The sequence below is a fragment of the Pseudomonas sp. 58 R 12 genome (genome assembly GCF_900005865.1).
Classification (GTDB): Bacteria; Pseudomonadota; Gammaproteobacteria; order Pseudomonadales; family Pseudomonadaceae; genus Aquipseudomonas; species Aquipseudomonas tritici.
The window spans coordinates 13,445-33,277 of record NZ_CVTP01000008.1 but is presented as its reverse complement, the minus strand read 5'-3'; the positions used below and the strand labels follow the sequence as shown (position 1 = coordinate 33,277).

Below are 19,833 nucleotides of genomic sequence, written 5' to 3'. Positions count from 1 at the left end.
TCCCGCGCTGGGTGGCGAAGCCGCCCTAAAACCAAACACCGCGCTCTGTCTGACAGACCGCGGTGTTTTTTATTGGGGTGGCTTTGCCACCCAGCGCGGGACAAGCCCGCTCACTACATAGTTAGGCTGCTTTCTTTTCTCCCGGCCCCTTGCCATGATGCGCCTACCGCCCGCCAGCGAACGAGTGCCATGCCTGCCGCCACCCCCAACTCCCTGTCGATCACCCTGCAGATCGTCTCCATCGTCTTCTACACCTTCATCGCCTTTATCTGCATCGGCCTGCCGATTGCGGTCATCCCTGGCTATGTACACGAGCAACTTGGGTTCAGCGCTGTAGTGGCCGGCATCACAATCGGCTCGCAATACCTCGCCACCCTGCTCAGCCGTCCCATGGCCGGGCGCATGTCGGATAACGTCGGCACCAAGCGTGCAATTGTGTTGGGGCTGGCCGGGATTCTTGTGAGTGGCGTGCTGACGTTCTTCGCGACGCTGGTGGAAAGCCTGCCGCCGCTGAGCCTGGGCATTCTGATCGTCGCACGTCTGTTGTTGGGTGTGGCCCAAGGGTTGATCGGCGTGGGCACCATTAGTTGGTGCATGGGCCAGGTCGGTGCCGAACACACCGCCCGGTCGATTTCGTGGAATGGCATCGCGTCCTACGGTGCCATTGCCATTGGTGCACCGCTGGGTGTGGTGATGGTGGCCGAATACGGCTATACCAGCCTGGGCCTTGCGCTGTCAGTGTTGGCGGCGCTGGGCCTGGTGCTGATCCGCAACAAACCATCGGTGCCGGTTGTGCGTGGCGAGCGCCTGCCATTTTGGGCAGTGTTCGGGCGTATCGCGCCGTTTGGCGCCAGCCTGTGCCTGGCATCAATTGGCTATGGCACCCTCACCACCTTTATCACCCTGTACTACCTCAATCGAGGCTGGGTCGGCGCGGCGTACTGCCTCACGGTATTTGGCGCGTGCTTCATCCTGTCACGGCTGGTGTTTATTTCCGCCATCAGCCGTTTTGGTGGCTTTCGGGCAGCGATTGCCTGCATGACCATCGAAACCCTCGGCCTTACGTTGCTATGGCTGGCGCCGTCCACCGGGGTAGCCTTGATTGGAGCCGGGCTGACCGGCTTTGGCTTGTCACTGGTGTACCCGGCGCTGGGGGTGGAAGCCATCAAGCAGGTGCCCAACAGCAGCCGAGGCGCGGGGCTGAGTGCGTATGCGGTGTTTTTTGACTTGGCCCTCGCGATCGCCGGGCCGTTGATGGGCGCCGTGGCCTTGAACCTCGGCTACGGCTGGATCTTCTTCTGCGCCGCGCTGTTGTCGATCACCGCCCTGGGCGTGACCCTGTTGCTCATGCGCCGCGCTTACTGATCAGCCGTTTGCATACCGGCGCGGGTGGATTGACCGAGGGTGTGGCTGAAAAAACGCCCCGCCTCAGAGATCAAGTCACGGTGAATGCCTTCACGGTCGACACCGTCAGCATCCGTGCAAATCGCCGGCATCGCCGCCAATTGGTCGCTGTCACACGGCGCCATGAACACGAAGTGCCCTGCCCCGGCCAGCAGCTTGAAGTCCGGCGGCTCAGGCAGCTTGCGCGCCAGGGCGGCAGCGTTCTTGTCCACGGCCACCAACTTGTCACCATCGCCACTGTAGAGCAGCACCGGCACATGCACGTCGGCCAGGGTGTGACGACCGAACATCAGGCTCAACGGTGCCATCAGCATCAAGGCGTGAATGCGCGAGTCGGATTGCGGTTGCAGGTCATCGCGGTCCACCACCAATTCGCCCTTGGTGGTGCAGGCATCACGATCTTCCGGGCGCTGCTGACAGTAACGGCGCAAGCGGTCGAAATCCGGCTTGGCGCCCGCCAGGATCAACGCGGTTTCACCCCCGGCCGAGTAACCGATAACGCCCACCTGATCGACGTCAACAAAGGGCGACAGCATCGGATCGCCCAGGGTGGCAGTGATCGCTTCAGAAATCTGGATCGGCCGGCCATACAGGTTGCTCACCGTGCCCAGTCGACTGTGGTCTTTGTAGTTGTCGCCAGGATGCAGCACCGCCACCACCACAAAACCTTTACGCGCCAGCGACGTGGCCAGGTCGTGCAGGGCCAGAGGTGTGCCAGTGTTGCCGTGGGACAACATCAACATCGGAAATCGGCCGATGGCAATCTTGGAATCTTCAGACGCCGCGACGTGATAGGCGCCCAACGGCGTGGTGTGCTCAGCGTCGGTGGACGGGTAGAACGCGATGGCTTTCATCGGCTGCAAGTCCAGCGGGTCGAGAAAAGTCATGCGGTGGAAGCCCACACTCCAATGGGGGTGCGGTGCAGGGGCGGCGTGCACTGAAACCAGGCTGCCGAGCAGGGAAAGAACCATAACAGCACAAAGACGCATCATGGGGATGGCCACCTTTGCTGTGTGCCCACGTTCAACATCCGCGGCATATCTGGTTGAAAAGTCCATGGTTCAAGGCGCTCGCACCGGGTGATAACCCAATGCGTGCATAACCTGGGCCAGAGTAATGACAGCGGGTAAACGAAAAAACTCCGTATTCCGGTCGTTTTGAGGCGATCAGAATACAGAGTTTAGACGCACCGCTTCAGATTGAAACGGGGAAAGGTGCTGTTTTACATAAGCTTTACGCGGCGGCAAACAATTGTTCGTTGATGAGTATGTTGGCGTCGCTCAGGGATCTGCTACGGAACTCATCACCATACGCCAGACCATGGGCGCGGACGAACTCGATGTCGGTGATGCCAAGGAAACCCAGCAGCACTTTCAGATATTCTTCGTGGGCAACACCGGTGGCTTGGCCGACGTGCAGGCCGCCCGACGTCGATACGATGATGACCTTCTTGTTGCCGCACAGGCCTTCCGGGCCGGCTTCGGTGTAACGGAAAGTCTGGCCGGCGACGGCGATGCGGTCGATCCAGGCTTTCAATTGAGTCGGGATGGTGAAGTTGTACATGGGCGCAGCCAGTACCACGGCATCCGCGGCGAGGAATTCAGCCAGTGTCTTTGCGCTGAGGTCGGCTTCTTGTTGCTGGGCGGCGTTGCGCTGTTCGGCCGGGGTGCCCAGGGCGCCCAGGGTCGCGCCGGAGAAGTGGTTGATGCCTTCGGCCGCCAGGTCGCGGTAAGTCACTTCCACACCCGGCTCTGCCGCTTGCCAGGCCTTGACCACACCCGCGCTGAGCTGACGGGACGCCGAGTTGTCGCCGAGAATGCTGGAATCGATATGCAAGAGTTTCATGTGGGATCTCCGGTTAGGATTGTCAGGGGCGATCAGATGGTGGTGATGCTACGCATGAAACCAATAGCCGATAAGGCAGCTTAAATGCGATAGTTCGTCCCACTGACAGGACAATAGGCTGACCATGCAAGACCTCAACGACCTCTATTATTTCGCCAAAGTCGTGGAAGCCGGTGGCTTCGCGGCGGCCGGGCGATTGCTGGGAATTCCCAAGTCGCGGCTGTCGCGGCGCATCGCCGAGCTGGAAGAACGCCTGGGCGCGCGCCTGCTGCAACGCACCACCCGCCAATTGACCCTCACCGCCGTCGGCGAGCGCTACCTGCGCCACTGCCAGGCCATGCTGCTGGAAGCGGAAATGGCCGATGAGGCCGTGGCCAGCATGTCCAGCGAACCCCGTGGTCGGCTGCGGGTCAGCTGCCCGGTGGGCATGGCGCAGCATATTCTGCCGGAGCTGGTCGCGGGCTTTCTCGCTGCCCACCCCCAGGTGCAGTTGGAAATGACCCTGGTCAATCGCCGTGTCGACCTGGTGGCGGAAGGTATCGATGTGGCTTTGCGCGTGCGTGAACTCGGTGATGAAGACCCGCTACTGGTGACCAAACGCTTGCGCCAGGCCCAGACCGTGCTGGTCGCCAGTCCCGAATTCGTGCGCGAGCGCCGGGTCAACAGCCTCGACGACCTCAGGCAACTGCCCATACTCGGCGCACTGGAGGCAGACCGCATGGTGCATCAACGTATCCTCGACCCACAGGGCACCCCTCACGAACTGGTGATGGAGGCCCGCCTGGGCATCGAAGACTTCATTGTGCGTAAAGCCAGCGCCATCATGGGCGTGGGTTTTACCGTGTTACCGATGATGTATTGCGAAGAAGAGCTGGCCAGCGGCCGATTGGTGCAATTGTTGCCTGAATGGTCGTTGCCGGGCGGCTGGCTGCAGGCGGTTTACCCGCATCGGCGCGGCGTGCTGCCGGCGATACGTGCCTGGATCGACTACCTGGAAGAGGGCTTCAAAGGCTGTGGAGACCGCTTGCTATGAGGATGACCGAAGAACACGTCGCCAGCTTCTGCCTGAGCCTGCCCGGTGCGCGGGAGGACTATAAATGGGGCGGTGTGCGTGTGTTCTCGATTGCCGGCAACAAGATGTTCGCCCTGCAGAACCTGCGCGGTGAATCGCTGGCGTTCAAGGTCGATAAGGAACTGTTCCTCGGCCATGTGGACCGCCCAGGCATCCACCCGGCGCCGTATCTGGCCCGCGCGCAGTGGATCATCATGAACACGCCCTACCCGCTTGGGGCCGATGAACTGCGTGACTTGTTGCAGCGGTCCCACCAGTTGGTGGTCAGCAAGTTGCCCAAGCGCACGCAGGTCGGGCTGTTGCTGGATGATTGACGCAAAAGCACGTAGGTAATCAAGTTTCCAAAAGTGAGTCGCTGTAAGAGCGAAACCCTAAGTGGCCGTGACCGTAGCAACGGATATGTACCCCAACCAGAAAACTCTAGCGCCTGACACATAGCCATCGCAGGCAAGCCAGCTCCCACACTTGAACCGTTTCTCGCCAGATAAAACTCACCGCATGCCCAGCCGCCACGGGAGCAAGCTCCCTCGCCACAGGTCTAGCGCAGCACCAAAAGAGGTGCAGATCCAACCCTATAGGACTGAAACCAACGTGCCGCCGAGAAACATCTGGTCAAGCCAAAACACCTGGTGCAGCAACACAATCACCCAAAACAACACCTGATAAGACACCTTGCGCGTCTTGTGCCGGAACACCTGCTGGGCAATCAACGCCCCCGGCCAACCGCCCGCCAGTTCCACGGCATGCAGGATATTCTCCGGCGTACGCCAACTGTCAGTGCGCGCCTTGCGCTTGTCGCTCCAATACAGGAAAAACGCAATCACGCTGACCACGCCATACGCCGCCAGCGGGATCACGGTCTCGCCGCGCTGCCACACCAATACCGAACCCAACAGCGGCGCCGCGCACAGCAGCACGAAGAGCGCTGCCTTCAAGCGTGGATGCTGAATCATCATGCCTTGGCCGCAGCCCAGTCGATCCAGCCGAATTGCCAGGTCGCCAGGATCAGCAAGCCAAACGCAATGCGGTACCAGGCAAACGCTGCATAGCTGTGGCTGGCGATGAATTTGAGCAAGCCCTTGACCGCAATCATCGCGAAGATGAACGAGGTCACAAAGCCGATGGCGAACACCGGCAAGTCCGCAGGCTGGAACAGGTCACGGTACTTGTAGCCCGAATACACCGCCGCACCCACCATGGTCGGCATCGCCAGGAAGAACGAGAACTCGGTGGCGGTCTTGCGCGACAGGCCGAACAACAGGCCGCCGATAATGGTCGAGCCGGACCGCGACGTGCCCGGAATCATCGCCAGGCACTGCGCCAGGCCGACCTTGAGCGCGTCTTTCCAGGTGATGTCATCGACGGTCTCGGCGTGTACTTCGTGCTCGCGGCGCTCGGCCCACAGCATGATGACGCCGCCCACCACCAGCGCCGTGGCTACGGTGACCGGGTTGAACAGGTAATGATGAATCAGGTCGGCGAAAATCACCCCCAACACCACGGCCGGGAAGAACGCAATCAGCAGGTTGACGGTGAACCGCTGGGCCTTGCGCTGGGTCGGCAGGCCGCTGACCACTTCGAAAATCTTGCCACGGAATTCCCACACCACGGCCAGGATGGCGCCCAGCTGAATGATGATGTTGAACGCGTTGAAACGGTCGCCGGTAAAGTCGAGCAAGTCGGCGACGATGATCTGGTGGCCAGTGCTGGAAATCGGCAGGAACTCGGTAAGCCCCTCCACAACGCCAAGAATCAATGCCTGTATGGCGGTCCAAAAATCCATGCTTCCCCCAAAGGTCTTGCTCTATGGCAAGCCTCGTTGATCTTTTTAATGGTTCACTGACGACAAGACACGATGCTGGGTTTCACCCCCAACCCGCAAAAATCCTGTGAAAAATCAGACAGTACTCAGGTTTTCCGAATACAGGCCGAAAGCCTATCAGACAAGGCGGAAAAGTCGATGCAACGCCCACAATTATAAAAAGCCCGGAGTGACAGGACGATGAACAGTTTGCGCAATATGTCGATCAGCCGGCGCCTCTGGCTGATCCTGATAGTCGCCGTGCTGATGCTGTTGGCCCTGGGTTTGCTGATGCTCAAGCAGATCCATGACGACTTGTACCAGGCCAAGCGCCTACAGACCCAACACGTGGTCCAGGCCGCCAGCGGGATCCTGACGTTTTATCACAGCCTCGAGACGACTGGCGTGATGACCCGCGAAGCCGCGCAGAAACAGGCCCTGAGCGTGGTGCGTGGCTTGCGCTACGACCATGACGACTATTTCTGGATCAACGACCTCACGCCGGTGATGATCATGCACCCGGCCAACCCCAAGCTCGATGGCCAGAACCTGTCGGCCATTCGTGACCCTGACGGGTTTGCCGTGTTCAACGAGTTCGTGATCCTGGCCAAGGCCAAGGGCGCCGGCATCGTCAACTATCGCTGGCCCAAGCCTGGGGCCGACGCGCCAGTGGCGAAAACTTCTTACATCCAACTGTTCCAGCCGTGGGGCTGGATTATCGGTTCCGGTGTGTACGTGGATGATGTGCAGGCCGAGTTCAGCACCCAGGTCTGGAAGGCCTCGTTTATCGGCCTCGGCATTGCGCTGGTGATGGCGTTGCTGGTCTCACTGATCGCCCGCAGCATCGTGCGGCCGTTGCAGGACGCGGTGAACGCCATGGGCAACATTGCCAGCGGCGAAAGCGACCTGACCCGCAGCCTCGACACCCACGGCAGGGACGAAGTCACCCAATTGGCCCATCACTTCAACACCTTCACCGCCAAGTTGCGCGAGGTGGTGAGCCAGTTGCAGGTATGCGCCAACGCGCTGGGCCAGTCCTCACAGGAGCTGGGCAACAATGCGACCCAGGCCCATGACCGCAGCCAGCAACAGTCCCAGCAGATGGAACTGGTGGCCACCGCCATCAATGAAGTCACCTACGGCGTGCAGGACGTGGCCAAGAACGCTGAACACGCCGCCAGCGAAATGCGCGACGCGCAGGCCCAGGCGCAGCAAGGCCAGGTCAATATCGACGGCAGCCTGCAACAGATCGACCAACTGTCCAACACCATCAGCCAGGCCGTGGAAGTGATTCGTACCCTGTCCGCTGAAAGTACCCAGATCGGCAGCGTGCTCGAGGTCATCCGTTCCATCGCCGACCAAACCAACCTGCTGGCCTTGAACGCGGCGATTGAAGCGGCACGCGCTGGCGAACAAGGCCGCGGCTTTGCGGTGGTGGCCGATGAAGTGCGCCTGCTGGCTCAGCGCACGCAAAAATCCACGGCTGAGATCCAGGGCATGATCGAGCGCCTGCAAGGCCATTCGGAAGCGGCGGTCAAAGTGATCAGCGACAGCCACAGCGCTTCGCAACTGACCATCGAGCAAGCCGGCCAGGCCGGCGCCAGCCTGACCGCCATCGGCCAGGCCCTGCACAACCTCAACGGTCTGAACGCGTCGATTGCCAGCGCCACGCTGCAGCAGGCGCATGTGGTGGAAGACATCAACCAGAACGTCACCCAGGCCGCCGGTTTGTCCCACAGCACGGCGTTGGCGGCGGAACAGTCGAGCGTAGCAAGTGCGCACTTGCGCGGCCTGAGCGATCAACTCGACGGCCTCTTGCGCCAGTTCAAAGTCTAGTCCCGTAGTGAGCGGGCTTGCCCCGCGCTGGGTGGCGCAGCCGCCCCAAACCAGTCGCCGCGCTCTGTCTGACAGAATGCGGTGTTCTTATTGGGGCTGCTACGCAGCCCAGCGCGGGGCAAGCCCGCTCACTACAAGCCAATTCCTACGCCAATCTTCTTTCGTTACAATCCCTGCCCTCTCCCACTCTCACAAGGAACCACCATGTCCGGGCTTGAACTGTTTGCCGCTGCCCTGGGGGTGATCGCTGTGTGGCTGACGGTCAAGCAAAACCCTTGGTGCTGGCCGATCGGGCTGGTCATGGTGCTGCTTTACACCTGGGTGTTCTACGACGTGAAACTCTATTCCGACATGCTGCTGCAGGTGGTTTACGCCGCCCTGCAGGTCTACGGCTGGTGGCAGTGGACCCGCGCCGGCCAGGTCAAGCAAGGGCGCCAGGTCACCAGCCTGGGTGTGCCGGCAATCATGGCCAGCCTCACGGTCGGCGCCGTCGGCAGCCTGCTGCTCGGCGCCGCCATGGCCCACTGGACCGACGCCGCCCAACCCTGGCTCGACGCCGCGCTCACCGGTTTCAGCCTGGTGGCGCAAATGTGGATGGCGCAGAAACGTGTGCAGTGCTGGGCTTTGTGGATTGTGGTGGACGTGATCTTCGTCGGGCTGTTCCTCTACAAAGGCTTGTACCTCACCGCCGCGCTGTACGCGCTGTTCACCGTGATCGCCGTGCAAGGCTGGCGTGAATGGCGCGCCGACCCGGCGTTGCACGCATGAAAGTGGTGGTACTGGCGGGTCCCGAATCCAGCGGCAAGAGCTGGCTGGCGGCTGAACTGCAAGCGCACTTCGGCGGGCTGATGGTCGGTGAATATGTGCGCCATTTCATCGACCATCATCAACGTGATACCACCTTGGCCGATATCCCGGCCATCGCCCGCGGCCAACTGGCCTGGGAGGATGCTGCCCGCGCCGAACAGCCTGAGCTGTTGATCCTCGATACGCATTTGCTGACCAACAGACTCTGGAGCCAAACCCTGTTCGGCGACTACCCGGCGTGGCTGGACAGCGAACTGCTGGCACGGCATTACGACCTGCACCTGCTGCTCTCGCCGGATGATGTGGAATGGACCGCCGACGGCCAACGCTGCCAACCGGAACTGGCGGATCGCCAAGCGTTTTACCAAGCCAGCCTGGATTGGATGCACCAGCATCAGCAACCGGTGGTGGCCATGGGGGGCGACTGGGAGCAACGCCGTCACACAGCCTTCGACGCCGTCACGCACTTGCAGGCCTCGAAATGATCCGCGATATCAGCGCTTTTTGCGTGTACCCAGTTGAATCCACGTCGGCGCATGGTCGCTGGCGTGAGGCTCGTTGCGCACCCACGCGTCGACGCCCGCGCCCTTCAGATACGGCGTGAGCGCGGGGTTGAGCAGCACATGATCGATGCGCAGGCCGGCATTTTTCTGCCAGTGCTGGCGGAAGTAATCCCAGTAGGTGTAGACCCGCTCATCGGGATACAAATGGCGTAGCGCATCAGTCCAGCCTTGTTCCAGCAGGCGTTGGTAAGCGTCACGGCTTTGCGGTTGCAGCAGCGCATCCTTGAGCCAGGAGCGCGGGTTGTAGATGTCCAGGTCCGTGGGCACCACATTGAAATCCCCAGCCAGCAGCACCGGATGTTCACTGGCTTGCAGCGCCGTTGCGTAGTCGATCAGCCGCTCGAACCACGCCAGCTTGTAGTCGAATTTCGGCCCGGGTTGCGGGTTGCCATTGGGTAAATACAGGCAGCCGACCAATACGCCATGCACGGCGGCTTCGATATAGCGGCTTTGCGTGTCACTGTCATCGCCCGGCAAACCGCGCCGGCTCTCCAATGGCTGAGCGTCCCGCGCCAAAATCGCCACCCCGTTCCAGGACGCCTGCCCCAAGCAGATCGCACCGTAACCGGCCGCTTCAAATTCGGCGTAGGGGAACAGGCTTTCAGGCGCCTTGAGTTCCTGCAGGCAGACGATGTCCGGTTGGTCCCGTTCCAGCCATTGCAGCAGGTTAGGCAGCCGGGCACGAATACCGTTGATGTTGAAGGTTGCGATTTTCAGCGCTTTCATGGGGCGGGTCCTTCCAGGGCTCTTGGGGTAGAGCCTGGAAGGTGTGCAGATGTTCCGTCCAGCATGGCTCCAAGTGTGGGAGCTGGCTTGCCTGCGATAGCATCAACCGGGTCAGCCTGATCTACCGAATCGCCTGCATCGCAGGCAAGCCAACTCCCACATTTGGATTGCGTCAGGCCTCAATAGCCGAGGGATAGCCCCGTGTTGCGACGCGGGTCATTCGCCCCATAGAAGCGGTTATTCCCCACCGGCTTGCCACCCAGGGATGGAGCGCCCACGAGGATCGCCGCCAAGTGGTTGGCGTCCTGGGGACCTGCAAACTTGTGGCCCCAGCTTTCGAGGATCTTCTGGGTGTCCGGGCTGACCGCGAAGGTCTCCAGGTTAGTCGTCTCAGGCATCCACTGCTGGTGGAAACGCGGCGCGTCCACGGCTTCCTGGATGTTCATCTTGTAGTCGATCACATTCAGGATGGTCAGCAAGGTCGCGGTAATGATGCGGCTGCCACCTGGCGTACCCACTACCATCACCGCCTTGCCATCCTTGGTCACGATGGTCGGGCTCATCGACGACAGCGGCGCCTTGCCCGGTGCAATGGCGTTGGCTTCACCCTGGACCAGCCCGTACATGTTCGGCACGCCGACCTTGACGGTGAAGTCGTCCATTTCATCGTTGAGGATCACCCCGGTCTTGCTCGCCATCACGCCCGCACCGAACCAGTCGTTGAGGGTGTAGGTGACCGACACCGCGTTACCCCACTTGTCGACGATGGAATAGTGGGTGGTGTTATTGCCTTCATGGGGCGATACACCCGGCTTGATCGCCTGGGAATCACCGGCCTTCTGCGGATCGATCGCGTCACGCAGTTTCGTCGCGTAGTTTTTGTCCAGCAGGTGCTCGATCGGGTTCGTTACGAAATCCGGGTCACCGAGGTAGCTGTTACGGTCCACATAGGCGTGGCGCATCGCTTCGATCTGGTAATGCAGGCCTTGGGCCGAGTGATAGCCCAGGTCGGCCATCGGGAAGCCTTCGAGGATGTTCATGATCTGGCAGATCACCACGCCACCGGAGCTCGGCGGGGGTGCCGAAACGACGTGGTAGCCACGGTAGTCGCACTCGATGGGCGCCAGCTCGCGGGTTTTGTATTTGTCGAGGTCTGCCTGGGTGATGATGCCTTTGCCAGCCTGGCTGGAATCGACCAGGGCCTTGGCAACCCAACCTTTATAGAAACCGTCATTGCCCTTGGCCGAGATTTCCTTGAGGGTCTTGGCCAGGTCTTTCTGCACCAGTTTCTGGCCCACCTGCAGCGGTTGGCCGTTATGCAGGAAGATTCCGCGCATGTCCTTGTCTTTTTCAAACTCGCCGGTAGCGGTATGCAGCAGGTCGATATCACCCTGCTCCAGGGCGAAGCCGTTTTCCGCCAGCTTGATCGCCGGGGCGATGACCTGGGCACGCTTGAGGGTGCCGTATTTGCTCAGGGCCAGCTCCATGCCCGAGACGGTGCCGGGTACGCCGACAGCCAGATGGCCCTTAGCGCTGAGGCCTTCGACGACGTTGCCATCTTTGTCCAGGTACATATTGGCGGTGGCCGCCAGCGGCGCTTTTTCGCGAAAATCGAGGAAGGTCTTGCGCCCGTCAGCCAGTTGCACGGTCATGAAACCGCCACCGCCCAGGTTGCCCGCCGCCGGGTATACCACGGCCAGCGCATAGCCCACGGCGACGGCCGCATCGACCGCGTTGCCGCCGGCCTTGAGCACATCCACGCCCACATGAGTTGCCAGATGCTGGGCCGTTACCACCATGCCATTTTCACCGGCCACCGGGGCCTGGGACGCGGCTTGCACACCACTGACCGTCAACACCAGGGCGGTGGCAATCAAGGTACGGCTGAAGGGTTGGTATTTCATCCATGGCTACTCTGGTTATTGAGATGCACCAAAATAGCCCGTTGCGGATTTAATCCCCAGCGCAATGGCGTTTTTATTACAGAACCTGTCGGTCACAGAACGGACCTGAAAAACCCCATGTTCTATCGCGTGCTCAGGCCGGCACATTCGGCGAGAACGCTGCGCAGAACCAACGCCAAGTCCTTCGCTTGCTGAGCCGTCGCGACATTGGTAAATCCCATCATCAACCCCTGCCCCCGCCCCACCTCGAGCGTCCACGATGACAACGCTTGAACTGCCAACCCCGCACGATCAGCCGCCTCAGCCACAGCCCGATCCGGTACATCCACCACCAACCGCGCCAACAAGTTAATCCCGCCCGCCTGCTCATCCACCCGCAAAAACGCTGCGCAATGCACCCGCAACGCCTCCACCAAATACCCCCTTCGTTGCGCATACAACTGCCGCATTTTCTTCAGATGCCGGGTGAAATGCCCCTGCTCCAGAAAATCCGCCGCCGTCAGCTGCAACATCTGCGCGCTGCGCTGCTGCAACGCATGGGCACCCCGCTCAAACACCTCGACCAACGACACGGGCACCACCAGATACCCCAACCGCAACCCCGGGAACAGCATTTTGCTGAAGCTCCCGGCATAGATCACCCGGTCATCCACATCCTGGCTCTTGAGCGCTGCCAGCGGCTGGCCGCGATAGCGAAACTCACTGTCGTAATCATCCTCTACCACCCAACTGCCTTGCGCCCGCGCCCACTCCAGCAAGGCCTGCCGACGCGCCGGGCTCAACGCCACACCTAAAGGGCTCTGATGCGCCGGGGTGACAATCGCCAGCCGCGCCTCGCGCTCGCGTGCCATGCCTTGCTCGACATCCAGGCCATCGCGATCCACCGGCACCGGCACCAGTTCCACACCGTGATGCTCCAGCAATTGCCGCGCATGCAAATATCCAGGGTCTTCAAACCAGCAGCGTTGCCCCGCCATCGCCAGCGCGTCACACACCAACGTCAGGCACCCCGCATACCCGGCACACACAAATACCTGCTGCGGCGAGCACTCCACGCCCCGATACAACGCCAGGTAACTCGCGATCGCCACGCGCAAGGCCTGGGCGCCACGCACATCACCCATCGCCAAGCTGTCGGCGTCAGTGCGGCGCACTTGCTGGGTGACCAACCGTGCCCACAGCTTGCGCGGGAACGCGTCCAAAGCAGGCAGGCCCATCTGCAGCGGACGCGGCCCTGAAGTGCCTGGCAACGCAACCGGTGTTGGCTTGACCGACATCGGCGGCAACGCCTCGGCGATCACCGTTCCCGCTTGCCCGCGCGCCTCAAAGAAGCCCTCGCTGACCAATAGCTGGTACGCCGTCTCCACCGTACCGCGCGCCACCTTGAGCTCCTGGGCCAGCGCCCGCACCGACGGCACGCGCTCACCGGGGCGCAATTGGCCCTGGTCGATGGCTTGGCGAAAGCGCCGGTAGATTTCCTGGTATTTGGGCAGTGACGACATCACAAGTGGCTCGACGGGAAGACAGGCCGAAGTCTGATCATGTCCCAACCCACTTGTCCAATCATGCCCCTGTCGGCCCCCGTTCACCCCCACGACAATGGCGCATCCCTGACCGAACAAAGGATTGCCCATGAAACACCGCCTCGATTACGCCCAGGCCGCCCCTGTCGGCTACAAAGCCCTGGGCGCGGTGCACAGCTACATCCATGCCTGCGGCCTGGAGAAAGAACTGATCGACCTGGTGTACCTGCGGGTCTCGCAACTCAATGGCTGCGCCTATTGCCTGGACAGCCACTCCCGCGACTTGCTCAAACAGGGCGTGAGCCTGGAAAAAATCATGCTGCTGGCCGCTTGGCGCGAAGGGCTCCCGCTCTTTTCCCCGCGTGAGCGTGCCGCCCTGGCCTGGGCCGAAGTGGTCACTTCCGTGGCGCAAACCCAAGTGCCGGATGCGGATTACACAGAGGTCGCGGCGGTGTTCAGTGAGAAGGAAGTCGCCGATCTCACCCTGGCCATTTCGTTGATGAACGCGCTTAACCGCGTTGCGATCAGCTTCCGCAAAGTGCCGGCAGCGATCAAGGCGCACCTGGAGAACCAAGGCCATGAATGAACACGTCGAATGCGTACAGATGGAAACCCAGGCCGATTTCATTGCCAGCTTCGCAGTGATGCAACAGCTGCGCCCGCACCTCACCGACGCCACCGCCTTTGCCGCGCAAATCCAGCGCCAACGGCAAAACGGCTATCGCCTGCTGGCTGCACGCGAAAACGGCCAGGTGATTGGGCTGGCCGGCTACCGGTTGACCGAAAACACCCTGTATGGCCGCTTTATCTACGTGGATGACCTGGTGATAGACGCCGCATTGCAGCGTCGCCGGCTGGGTGAACACCTGCTGGATCGCGTGCGCGAAGAAACCCGCGCGCGTGGCTATCGCTGGCTGGTGCTGGACACCGGCATGCACATGGCCCTGGCCCAGCGTTTTTATTTCCGCCAGGGCCTGCTGCCCCTGGGCATGCACTTTTCCCAGGATTTGAGCCAATGACCCACGCCCTGCTCCTCAGTTTCAGCCCCCACGGCAAAGCGGCGCAGACCTTCAAACTGTCCCGCGCACTGTTACGCGACGTGGTGCCGGACGCGCAGGTGACCGAGCGCGACTATGGCCGCCAGGCGCTGCCACCCTTGACCCGTGAATACGCTAACGCGCTGACCACCCCCGGCGAACTCAGCGGCAGCGCGACCGCGCTGTCGGAACAGTTGATCCTGGAACTCGAAGCCTGCGACCTGCTGATCCTCTGCACGCCGGTGCATAACTTCACCGTGCCGGCGGCGCTGAAGGCCTGGATCGACCACGTGGTGCGCATCCAACGCAGCTTTACGCTGAATGAGCAGTTTGAAAAAGTCGGCTTGCTGAAGGACCGACGCACCTTTGTGCTGGTCAGTTCGGGTAACGCCCGCAAGGGCCATGAGCCGGACTTTCTCACGCCGTACATGACCGCGATCCTGTCTACCGTGGGCATTCAGTCAGTCGACTTCGTGTATTTACCGGCCATGGTGCGCGGCGCGGAAGCGGTCAACCGCGCGCTGGAACAGGCGCATCAGCAATTGTCCGCGGCAATCAGCTCTGGCCTATAAAAATAATGGCGCTAGAATCAGCGCCATTCTTGCGCCTGACTTCCTGATACGAGCCCCCCATGAGCTTTGATTTCGACACGATCCACCCACGCCTCGGCACCGGCAGCACCAAGTGGAACCGCTACCCGCAGGACGTTTTGCCGATGTGGATCGCCGACATGGACATCGCCGCGCCCCCCGCCGTGCTGCAGGCGCTGCATGCACGTCTTGACCAGCAGGTCCTCGGCTACAGCGTCGCCGGCCCGGATGTGCGCGAGGCGATCGTTGCCGACCTGTGGGCCAAATACGCTTGGCGCGTACAACCGGATGAGCTGCTGTTCCTGCCCGGCGTCGAACCGGGTTTCAACATGGCGCTGCACGCGTTTGTACAGCCGGGCCAGCCGGTGGTGCTGCAAACCCCGAACTATCGGCCGATCCGCCTGGCCCCAGGACACTGGAACCTGCCGCGCATCGAAGTCCCTTTCGAACTGATCGCCGGTGAATACCTCACGCCACTGCCCGCCCTGCGCGATGCGCTGGCCGGCGCGGGTGCACTGCTGCTGAGCAACCCGCACAACCCCATTGGCAAAGTCTTCCCGCGCGAAGAACTGCTCGCCGTGGCCAATGCCTGCCTGGCAAACGGCGCACTGATCATCTCCGATGAAATCCACGCCGAGCTGTGCTTTGACGGCCGCCGCCATATCCCCACCGCCAGCCTCAGCGATGAGATCGCCCAGCGCACCATCACCCTGATGTCGGCCAGCAAGGCCTACAACGTGGCGGGTTTGAAGACCTGCTTCGCGGTGGTCCAGAACGCCGAGATCCGCGAGCGCTTCAACGCGGCCCGTTGCGGCATGGTCGACAGCGTCAGCCCCCTCGGCCTGGAAGCCACCCGCGCCGCCTATAGCCAGTGCGGTGAATGGCTCGACGCGCTGGTGCAATACCTGCAAGCCAACCGTGACTACCTGCTCGACGCCGTGCAAACCCGCCTGCCCGGTGTGGTGATGCATGCACCGCAAGGCACCTACCTGGCCTGGCTCGACTGCAGCGCCCTGGGCCTGGATGACCCGCAACAGTTCTTCCTGGAACAGGCCAAGGTAGGCTTGAGCGCAGGGATCGAATTCGGTGACGACAGCCAGCAATTCGTACGCCTGAACTTCGGCTGCCCACGATCGATGCTGGAAGAAGGTTTGCAGCGTATGGAGCAGGCGCTACGCCAACGCCAGGCCTGACTCACCCAAACCTGAGCCAACTTGCCGGCGATGAGCCGTAATCTGCTCAGCTTTTGATCTGCTCTGCTCTAAGCTTTTGATCTTGATCTTGATCTCAGGCGCCCCGTCAACCACGCTGGCCGAACGCAGGCTTGAATCCGTGGGTAACCCGGCAGGACGCCGGGTTAGCCGCGCTGGGCCAAGGATGGCCCATCGCGGCGGCCCACGGATTCAAGCCGGAGTGAGGGCACACCGAGCCTAGGCGAGGTGCCGAGTGGTGGGGCAAGAGCCCTTTGCTTACTTTGGGGCTTTTCCAAAGTGAGCCGCCGTAAGGGCGGAACCCTAACTGGCCGTGACCGCAGCAACGGATATGTACCCCGACCAGAAAACTCTAGCGCCTACCACATAGCCATCGCAGGCAAGCCAGCTCCCACATTTGAACCTCATTTACAACTGATAAAGCTTGGGCGACTATCAGGCCGCCACGGGAGCAAGCTCCCTCGCCACAGGCGCACCTATGCGGCGATGAGTGGATCGTCAAAGCTTAGCGATGGACACTTCAGTGGACTTCACAAAGGCAATCACCTCACTGCCCACTTTCAATTCCAGATCACGTACCGAACGGGTAGTGATCACCGAAGTGACGATACCGGACGCCGTTTGCACGTCGATTTCCGACACCACTTCCCCCAGCAGAATTTCCTTGATCACACCCTTGAACTGATTGCGCACGTTGATCGCTTTAATGGTCATGTCGGCTTTCCTTTTGGCTGTTGGGTCAATCCGCACGAATGCGCAGGCCCTCAAAATGCGCCATTGCCGACCACATTAAAAAGAATATATATCTCTTTATTTATATGATTACGATATATGCAGATTGTTGCGCTGCCAACAGCACCTCAACCATTTGCCAACCTCCGTAGCCGCCGAGCGCCAGCGAATCGGCGTGATCCGGTGCTGGCGCAGCTGAAGGCGCTGTGCTTGAACGAGCTGCAACGCGCCCATGCGATTTGAATTGAAACAGCTCCCACACTTAACTCAGTGTGACCCAATACCGCGTCCGCGCCTGCACCTCGAACCCCAGCGTCGAGGCCAATAGGTTGAGGATTCGGTCCGTGTCGTCCAGACGAAAACTGCCTGTCACCCGCAAACGCTCCAGGCGTGAATCCCAGCGCAACACCCCTGGGCGATAGCGCTCCAGCTCCCGCAGAAAATCCCCCAACGGTTGGTTCTGCGCCGTCAACACCCCCTCGCGCCAGCCCAACTGCAACACATCGAACGACGCCCAGGCGGCCAGCCCACTGGCGTTCAGGGGGGCTTGCTGGCCCGCCTGCAAGGTCGTCATTTGCCCGTTCAGGTCGCGTACTTCAACCGAGCCCTTGAGCACCGAAACCCGACAGCCGGCGGCCAGTTGCCGCACACACACGTCGGCCTGGCTGACCCTCAACTCGCCGTATCGGGTTTGCACGGTCATCGCCGCCGCGCCAGGTACATTCAGCGCCAACTCACCGTCCACCAAGGTGATGCGGCGCTGCGCCAGGTCCATGTCCACTGCCGTCGCGGTATTGAGTTGCAAGCTGCCGCCGTCGGCCAATGGCAGGCGTTTGCGCTCACCGGTGGCGGTATGCAGGTCGGCGCGCCATACCTCGATGGGCAATTGGCGGCTGACCAGCCAGGCAGTCGGCACCAATGCCGCGATCCCCAAGGCACGCTTGAGCACAGCGCGTCGCCCCGGTTGTGGGCGATCGAGGCTGGCCATCGCCAGGGCCTGGGGCAAGTCGCTGAAACGCTGGCGCAGGGTTTGGGCCTTCTGCCAGGTCTGTTCGTGTTGGGGATGGCTGTCACGCCAATGCTGCAACGCGGCGTGATCACGCTCGGTGGCCGCGCCGGATTCGAGCAGCGCCAACCACTGAGCAGCGGCGCGGGCGACGTCGCGGCTCACAGGTCCACCACCAGGCAGTGCTCGTAGGCTTGGGCCATGTAGCGTTTTACCGTGCGTTCGGACACGTCGAGGCGCTCGGCGATCTCGCGGTAGCCCAACCCTTCCAGTTGGCTCCAGAGGAAGGCGCGGCGGACCAGCACCGGCAAGCCGTCGAGTAATTCATCCAAGGCTTGCAGCGTCTCCAACACCAACCAGCGCTGCTCGGGCGATGGCACGCACGCTTCCGGCAGGTTCGCCAAGGCAGTCAGATAAGCCTGTTCAAGGCTGCGCCGCTGATGAAAATTCACCAGCAGGCGCTTGCCGACGGTCACCAGGTACGCCCGCGGCTCCTGCATCTGCGCAATCGGCTGGGCGCTGGCGAGCACACGCAAAAACGTATCCTGGCTCAGGTCCGCGGCATCCCAGGCATTGCCCAGCCGCCGGCGCAGCCAACTTTCGAGCCAGCTGCGATGGTCGCGGTACAGGCTCGACAAGGTCAGTTCGGGGGCGTGGGTCGGTACAACAGCATCATTCATGGCGAGCGACCTGCGCGGCGCGAGTGAGTCTCAAATGAGATTCATTCTATTTAATATCGCGCCGACACACCATGCCCTTTTCAACAATGCGTTTAGAGCGTGGCGGCTTTCTGCCGCAGCAAGTCGATAAACAACCCCAATTCACGGCTCACCACCTCGCCTTTGCGCAATAGCATGCCAAACGGCGCCAGCCGCACCTCCAGGGCTACCGGCAACGCCACCACCAAACCCATCTTCAGGTAATCACGCAGCGCGCTTTCTGACAGCACCATCACCGCATCGGTCAGCTGGATCAACTGCTGCATGGAGTACACCGAGCTGCATTCGATAATGTCCGCCGGGCTCGGCAGCGCCAGGTCCTGCAGCGCCTGGTCGAAGCCGATACGCGCCGGGCTGGTTTGCGGTTGCAGGATCCACGGCCAGTCACGCACCAATTCCTCCAAGGGCACGTGTTCACGCTGAGCCAGGGGATGGCCCGCATGCACCACCACCAGCAAGCGCTCGTTGCCCAGGGGTTCGAAGCTGTAATGCTCGCTGTCAGTGGCGGCGTTGCGCCGCGAGATCGCCAGGTCGATGCGACCCTGCTCAAGCAGTTGGATCACCTGGTCGCTGGTGTCACCCATGATGCGGATACGCAGTTGCGGGTTCAGCGACTTGATCTGCGCGATGGAGTCCATCACCAAGTCCGGTGCGGCGCCCATGATGGTGCCGATCGACAGGTAGCCATAGCCGCCCTGCTGGCGTGCCATCAAGTCTTCGGCGCAACGGTCCAGCCCGCTCAAGGCTGATTCGGCAAAGCGGATCAACTCCTGGCCCAGCGCCGTCGGGCGCATGCCCCTGGGCAACCGCTCGAAAAGGTCGCAGGCAAACATGTCCTCGATCTCACGCAGCATGCGCGTGGCGGCCGGCTGCGACATGTTCAGCGCCTGGGACGCACGGTGCAGGTTCTGGCTGGAACTCAGCGCAACGAGCATATGCAAATGCTTGTAGCGCAGACGGTTGAACAGGCTGCGGGAGATCGGCGGACTACTCATCAATTTCCTTTTTATCGATACCCTGAGGTTATCAGTTGTAAGCGAGATTCGATTTGTAGCGC

The 19,833-nt window shown here is 61.4% G+C and carries 21 protein-coding genes; 10 read left to right on the top strand and 11 right to left on the bottom strand.

Annotation, left to right across the window (positions count from 1 at the left end):
- The first annotated feature begins 189 nt into the window (after positions 1-189).
- The gene (locus BFP95_RS03595) at positions 190-1,365 is read left to right on the top strand and encodes an MFS transporter (RefSeq protein WP_065873203.1); all 1,176 of its coding nucleotides are present in this window, start codon (positions 190-192) and stop codon (positions 1,363-1,365) included.
- On the opposite strand, the gene BFP95_RS03590 is transcribed toward BFP95_RS03595, so the two are convergent.
- Together BFP95_RS03590 and BFP95_RS03585 are read right to left on the bottom strand one after the other, a co-directional pair.
- Positions 1,359-2,396: an alpha/beta hydrolase family protein gene (locus tag BFP95_RS03590; RefSeq protein ID WP_065873204.1), complete on the bottom strand. Its 1,038-nt coding sequence runs from the start codon at positions 2,394-2,396 to the stop codon at positions 1,359-1,361. The genes BFP95_RS03595 and BFP95_RS03590 overlap by 7 nt on opposite strands.
- A 241-nt stretch (positions 2,397-2,637) precedes the next feature.
- Entirely contained in the window at positions 2,638-3,249 is a 612-nt protein-coding gene (locus BFP95_RS03585) for an FMN-dependent NADH-azoreductase (RefSeq protein WP_065909284.1), read from the bottom strand.
- 124 nt (positions 3,250-3,373) lie between these two features.
- Here BFP95_RS03585 and BFP95_RS03580 point away from each other — a divergent pair, with 124 nt between their 5' ends.
- Together BFP95_RS03580 and BFP95_RS03575 are read left to right on the top strand one after the other, a co-directional pair.
- Entirely contained in the window at positions 3,374-4,282 is a 909-nt protein-coding gene (locus BFP95_RS03580) for a LysR substrate-binding domain-containing protein (RefSeq protein WP_065873206.1), read from the top strand.
- Positions 4,279-4,635 carry an MmcQ/YjbR family DNA-binding protein gene (locus tag BFP95_RS03575; protein WP_065873207.1) on the top strand — a complete coding sequence of 119 codons (357 nt, stop codon included), beginning with the start codon at positions 4,279-4,281 and terminating at the stop codon, positions 4,633-4,635. The genes BFP95_RS03580 and BFP95_RS03575 overlap by 4 nt, the downstream gene beginning before the upstream one ends.
- Positions 4,636-4,893: 258 nt before the next feature.
- Here BFP95_RS03575 and BFP95_RS03570 read toward each other — a convergent pair whose 3' ends face one another.
- Together BFP95_RS03570 and BFP95_RS03565 are read right to left on the bottom strand one after the other, a co-directional pair.
- A complete protein-coding gene (locus tag BFP95_RS03570) occupies positions 4,894-5,277 on the bottom strand; it encodes a DUF1294 domain-containing protein (RefSeq protein ID WP_065909282.1) in 384 nt (127 codons plus the stop codon).
- Positions 5,274-6,104, bottom strand: a complete 831-nt coding sequence (locus tag BFP95_RS03565; RefSeq protein WP_065873209.1) for an undecaprenyl-diphosphate phosphatase — start codon at positions 6,102-6,104, stop codon at positions 5,274-5,276. The genes BFP95_RS03570 and BFP95_RS03565 overlap by 4 nt, the downstream gene beginning before the upstream one ends.
- Before the next feature lie 219 nt (positions 6,105-6,323).
- On the opposite strand from BFP95_RS03565, the gene BFP95_RS03560 reads away from it, so the two are divergent.
- The 3 genes from BFP95_RS03560 to BFP95_RS03550 all read left to right on the top strand — a co-directional run bounded on the left by BFP95_RS03560 (position 6,324) and on the right by BFP95_RS03550 (position 9,250).
- The gene (locus tag BFP95_RS03560) at positions 6,324-7,958 is read left to right on the top strand and encodes a methyl-accepting chemotaxis protein (RefSeq protein WP_065873210.1); all 1,635 of its coding nucleotides are present in this window, start codon (positions 6,324-6,326) and stop codon (positions 7,956-7,958) included.
- A gap of 204 nt (positions 7,959-8,162) precedes the next feature.
- Positions 8,163-8,726, top strand: a complete 564-nt coding sequence (gene pnuC / locus BFP95_RS03555) for a nicotinamide riboside transporter PnuC (protein WP_049708513.1) — start codon at positions 8,163-8,165, stop codon at positions 8,724-8,726.
- Positions 8,723-9,250: an AAA family ATPase gene (locus tag BFP95_RS03550; protein WP_065909280.1), complete on the top strand. Its 528-nt coding sequence runs from the start codon at positions 8,723-8,725 to the stop codon at positions 9,248-9,250. Before pnuC ends, BFP95_RS03550 begins: the two co-directional genes overlap by 4 nt.
- Positions 9,251-9,259: 9 nt before the next feature.
- Here the strand turns inward: BFP95_RS03550 and BFP95_RS03545 are convergent, their stop codons facing one another.
- From BFP95_RS03545 to BFP95_RS03535, 3 genes are all read right to left on the bottom strand, one after another.
- The gene (locus BFP95_RS03545; RefSeq protein ID WP_065909278.1) at positions 9,260-10,054 is read right to left on the bottom strand and encodes an exodeoxyribonuclease III; all 795 of its coding nucleotides are present in this window, start codon (positions 10,052-10,054) and stop codon (positions 9,260-9,262) included.
- Between the two features lie 179 nt (positions 10,055-10,233).
- Positions 10,234-11,958 carry a gamma-glutamyltransferase gene (gene ggt / locus BFP95_RS03540; protein WP_065909272.1) on the bottom strand — a complete coding sequence of 575 codons (1,725 nt, stop codon included), beginning with the start codon at positions 11,956-11,958 and terminating at the stop codon, positions 10,234-10,236.
- 122 nt (positions 11,959-12,080) lie between these two features.
- Positions 12,081-13,460, bottom strand: a complete 1,380-nt coding sequence (locus BFP95_RS03535; RefSeq protein ID WP_065909271.1) for a MocR-like pyridoxine biosynthesis transcription factor PdxR — start codon at positions 13,458-13,460, stop codon at positions 12,081-12,083.
- Positions 13,461-13,590: 130 nt separating this feature from the next.
- Between BFP95_RS03535 and BFP95_RS03530 the strand changes: the two genes are divergently transcribed.
- Genes BFP95_RS03530 through BFP95_RS03515 form a run of 4 tightly spaced genes read left to right on the top strand, consistent with a single transcriptional unit; the run spans position 13,591 to position 16,301 of the window.
- A complete protein-coding gene (locus BFP95_RS03530) occupies positions 13,591-14,067 on the top strand; it encodes a carboxymuconolactone decarboxylase family protein (protein ID WP_065873215.1) in 477 nt (158 codons plus the stop codon).
- Entirely contained in the window at positions 14,060-14,500 is a 441-nt protein-coding gene (locus tag BFP95_RS03525; RefSeq protein WP_065873216.1) for a GNAT family N-acetyltransferase, read from the top strand. The genes BFP95_RS03530 and BFP95_RS03525 overlap by 8 nt, the downstream gene beginning before the upstream one ends.
- The gene (locus BFP95_RS03520; RefSeq protein ID WP_065909270.1) at positions 14,497-15,090 is read left to right on the top strand and encodes an FMN-dependent NADH-azoreductase; all 594 of its coding nucleotides are present in this window, start codon (positions 14,497-14,499) and stop codon (positions 15,088-15,090) included. Before BFP95_RS03525 ends, BFP95_RS03520 begins: the two co-directional genes overlap by 4 nt.
- 59 nt (positions 15,091-15,149) lie before the next feature.
- Positions 15,150-16,301 carry a MalY/PatB family protein gene (locus BFP95_RS03515; protein WP_065909269.1) on the top strand — a complete coding sequence of 384 codons (1,152 nt, stop codon included), beginning with the start codon at positions 15,150-15,152 and terminating at the stop codon, positions 16,299-16,301.
- Between the two features lie 516 nt (positions 16,302-16,817).
- On the opposite strand, the gene BFP95_RS03510 is transcribed toward BFP95_RS03515, so the two are convergent.
- From BFP95_RS03510 to BFP95_RS03495, 4 genes are all read right to left on the bottom strand, one after another.
- Positions 16,818-17,033, bottom strand: coding sequence for a TOBE domain-containing protein (locus BFP95_RS03510; protein ID WP_003173733.1), 216 nt, complete (start codon positions 17,031-17,033; stop codon positions 16,818-16,820).
- A 280-nt stretch (positions 17,034-17,313) separates the two neighbouring features.
- Positions 17,314-18,222 (bottom strand): FecR domain-containing protein, encoded by a 909-nt coding sequence (locus BFP95_RS03505; RefSeq protein ID WP_065909267.1) that lies wholly within the window; start codon positions 18,220-18,222, stop codon positions 17,314-17,316.
- Positions 18,219-18,737 carry a sigma-70 family RNA polymerase sigma factor gene (locus tag BFP95_RS03500; protein ID WP_065873220.1) on the bottom strand — a complete coding sequence of 173 codons (519 nt, stop codon included), beginning with the start codon at positions 18,735-18,737 and terminating at the stop codon, positions 18,219-18,221. The genes BFP95_RS03505 and BFP95_RS03500 overlap by 4 nt, the downstream gene beginning before the upstream one ends.
- 92 nt (positions 18,738-18,829) lie before the next feature.
- Positions 18,830-19,771, bottom strand: a complete 942-nt coding sequence (locus BFP95_RS03495; protein WP_065873221.1) for a LysR family transcriptional regulator — start codon at positions 19,769-19,771, stop codon at positions 18,830-18,832.
- Between the last annotated feature and the right edge of the window lie 62 nt (positions 19,772-19,833).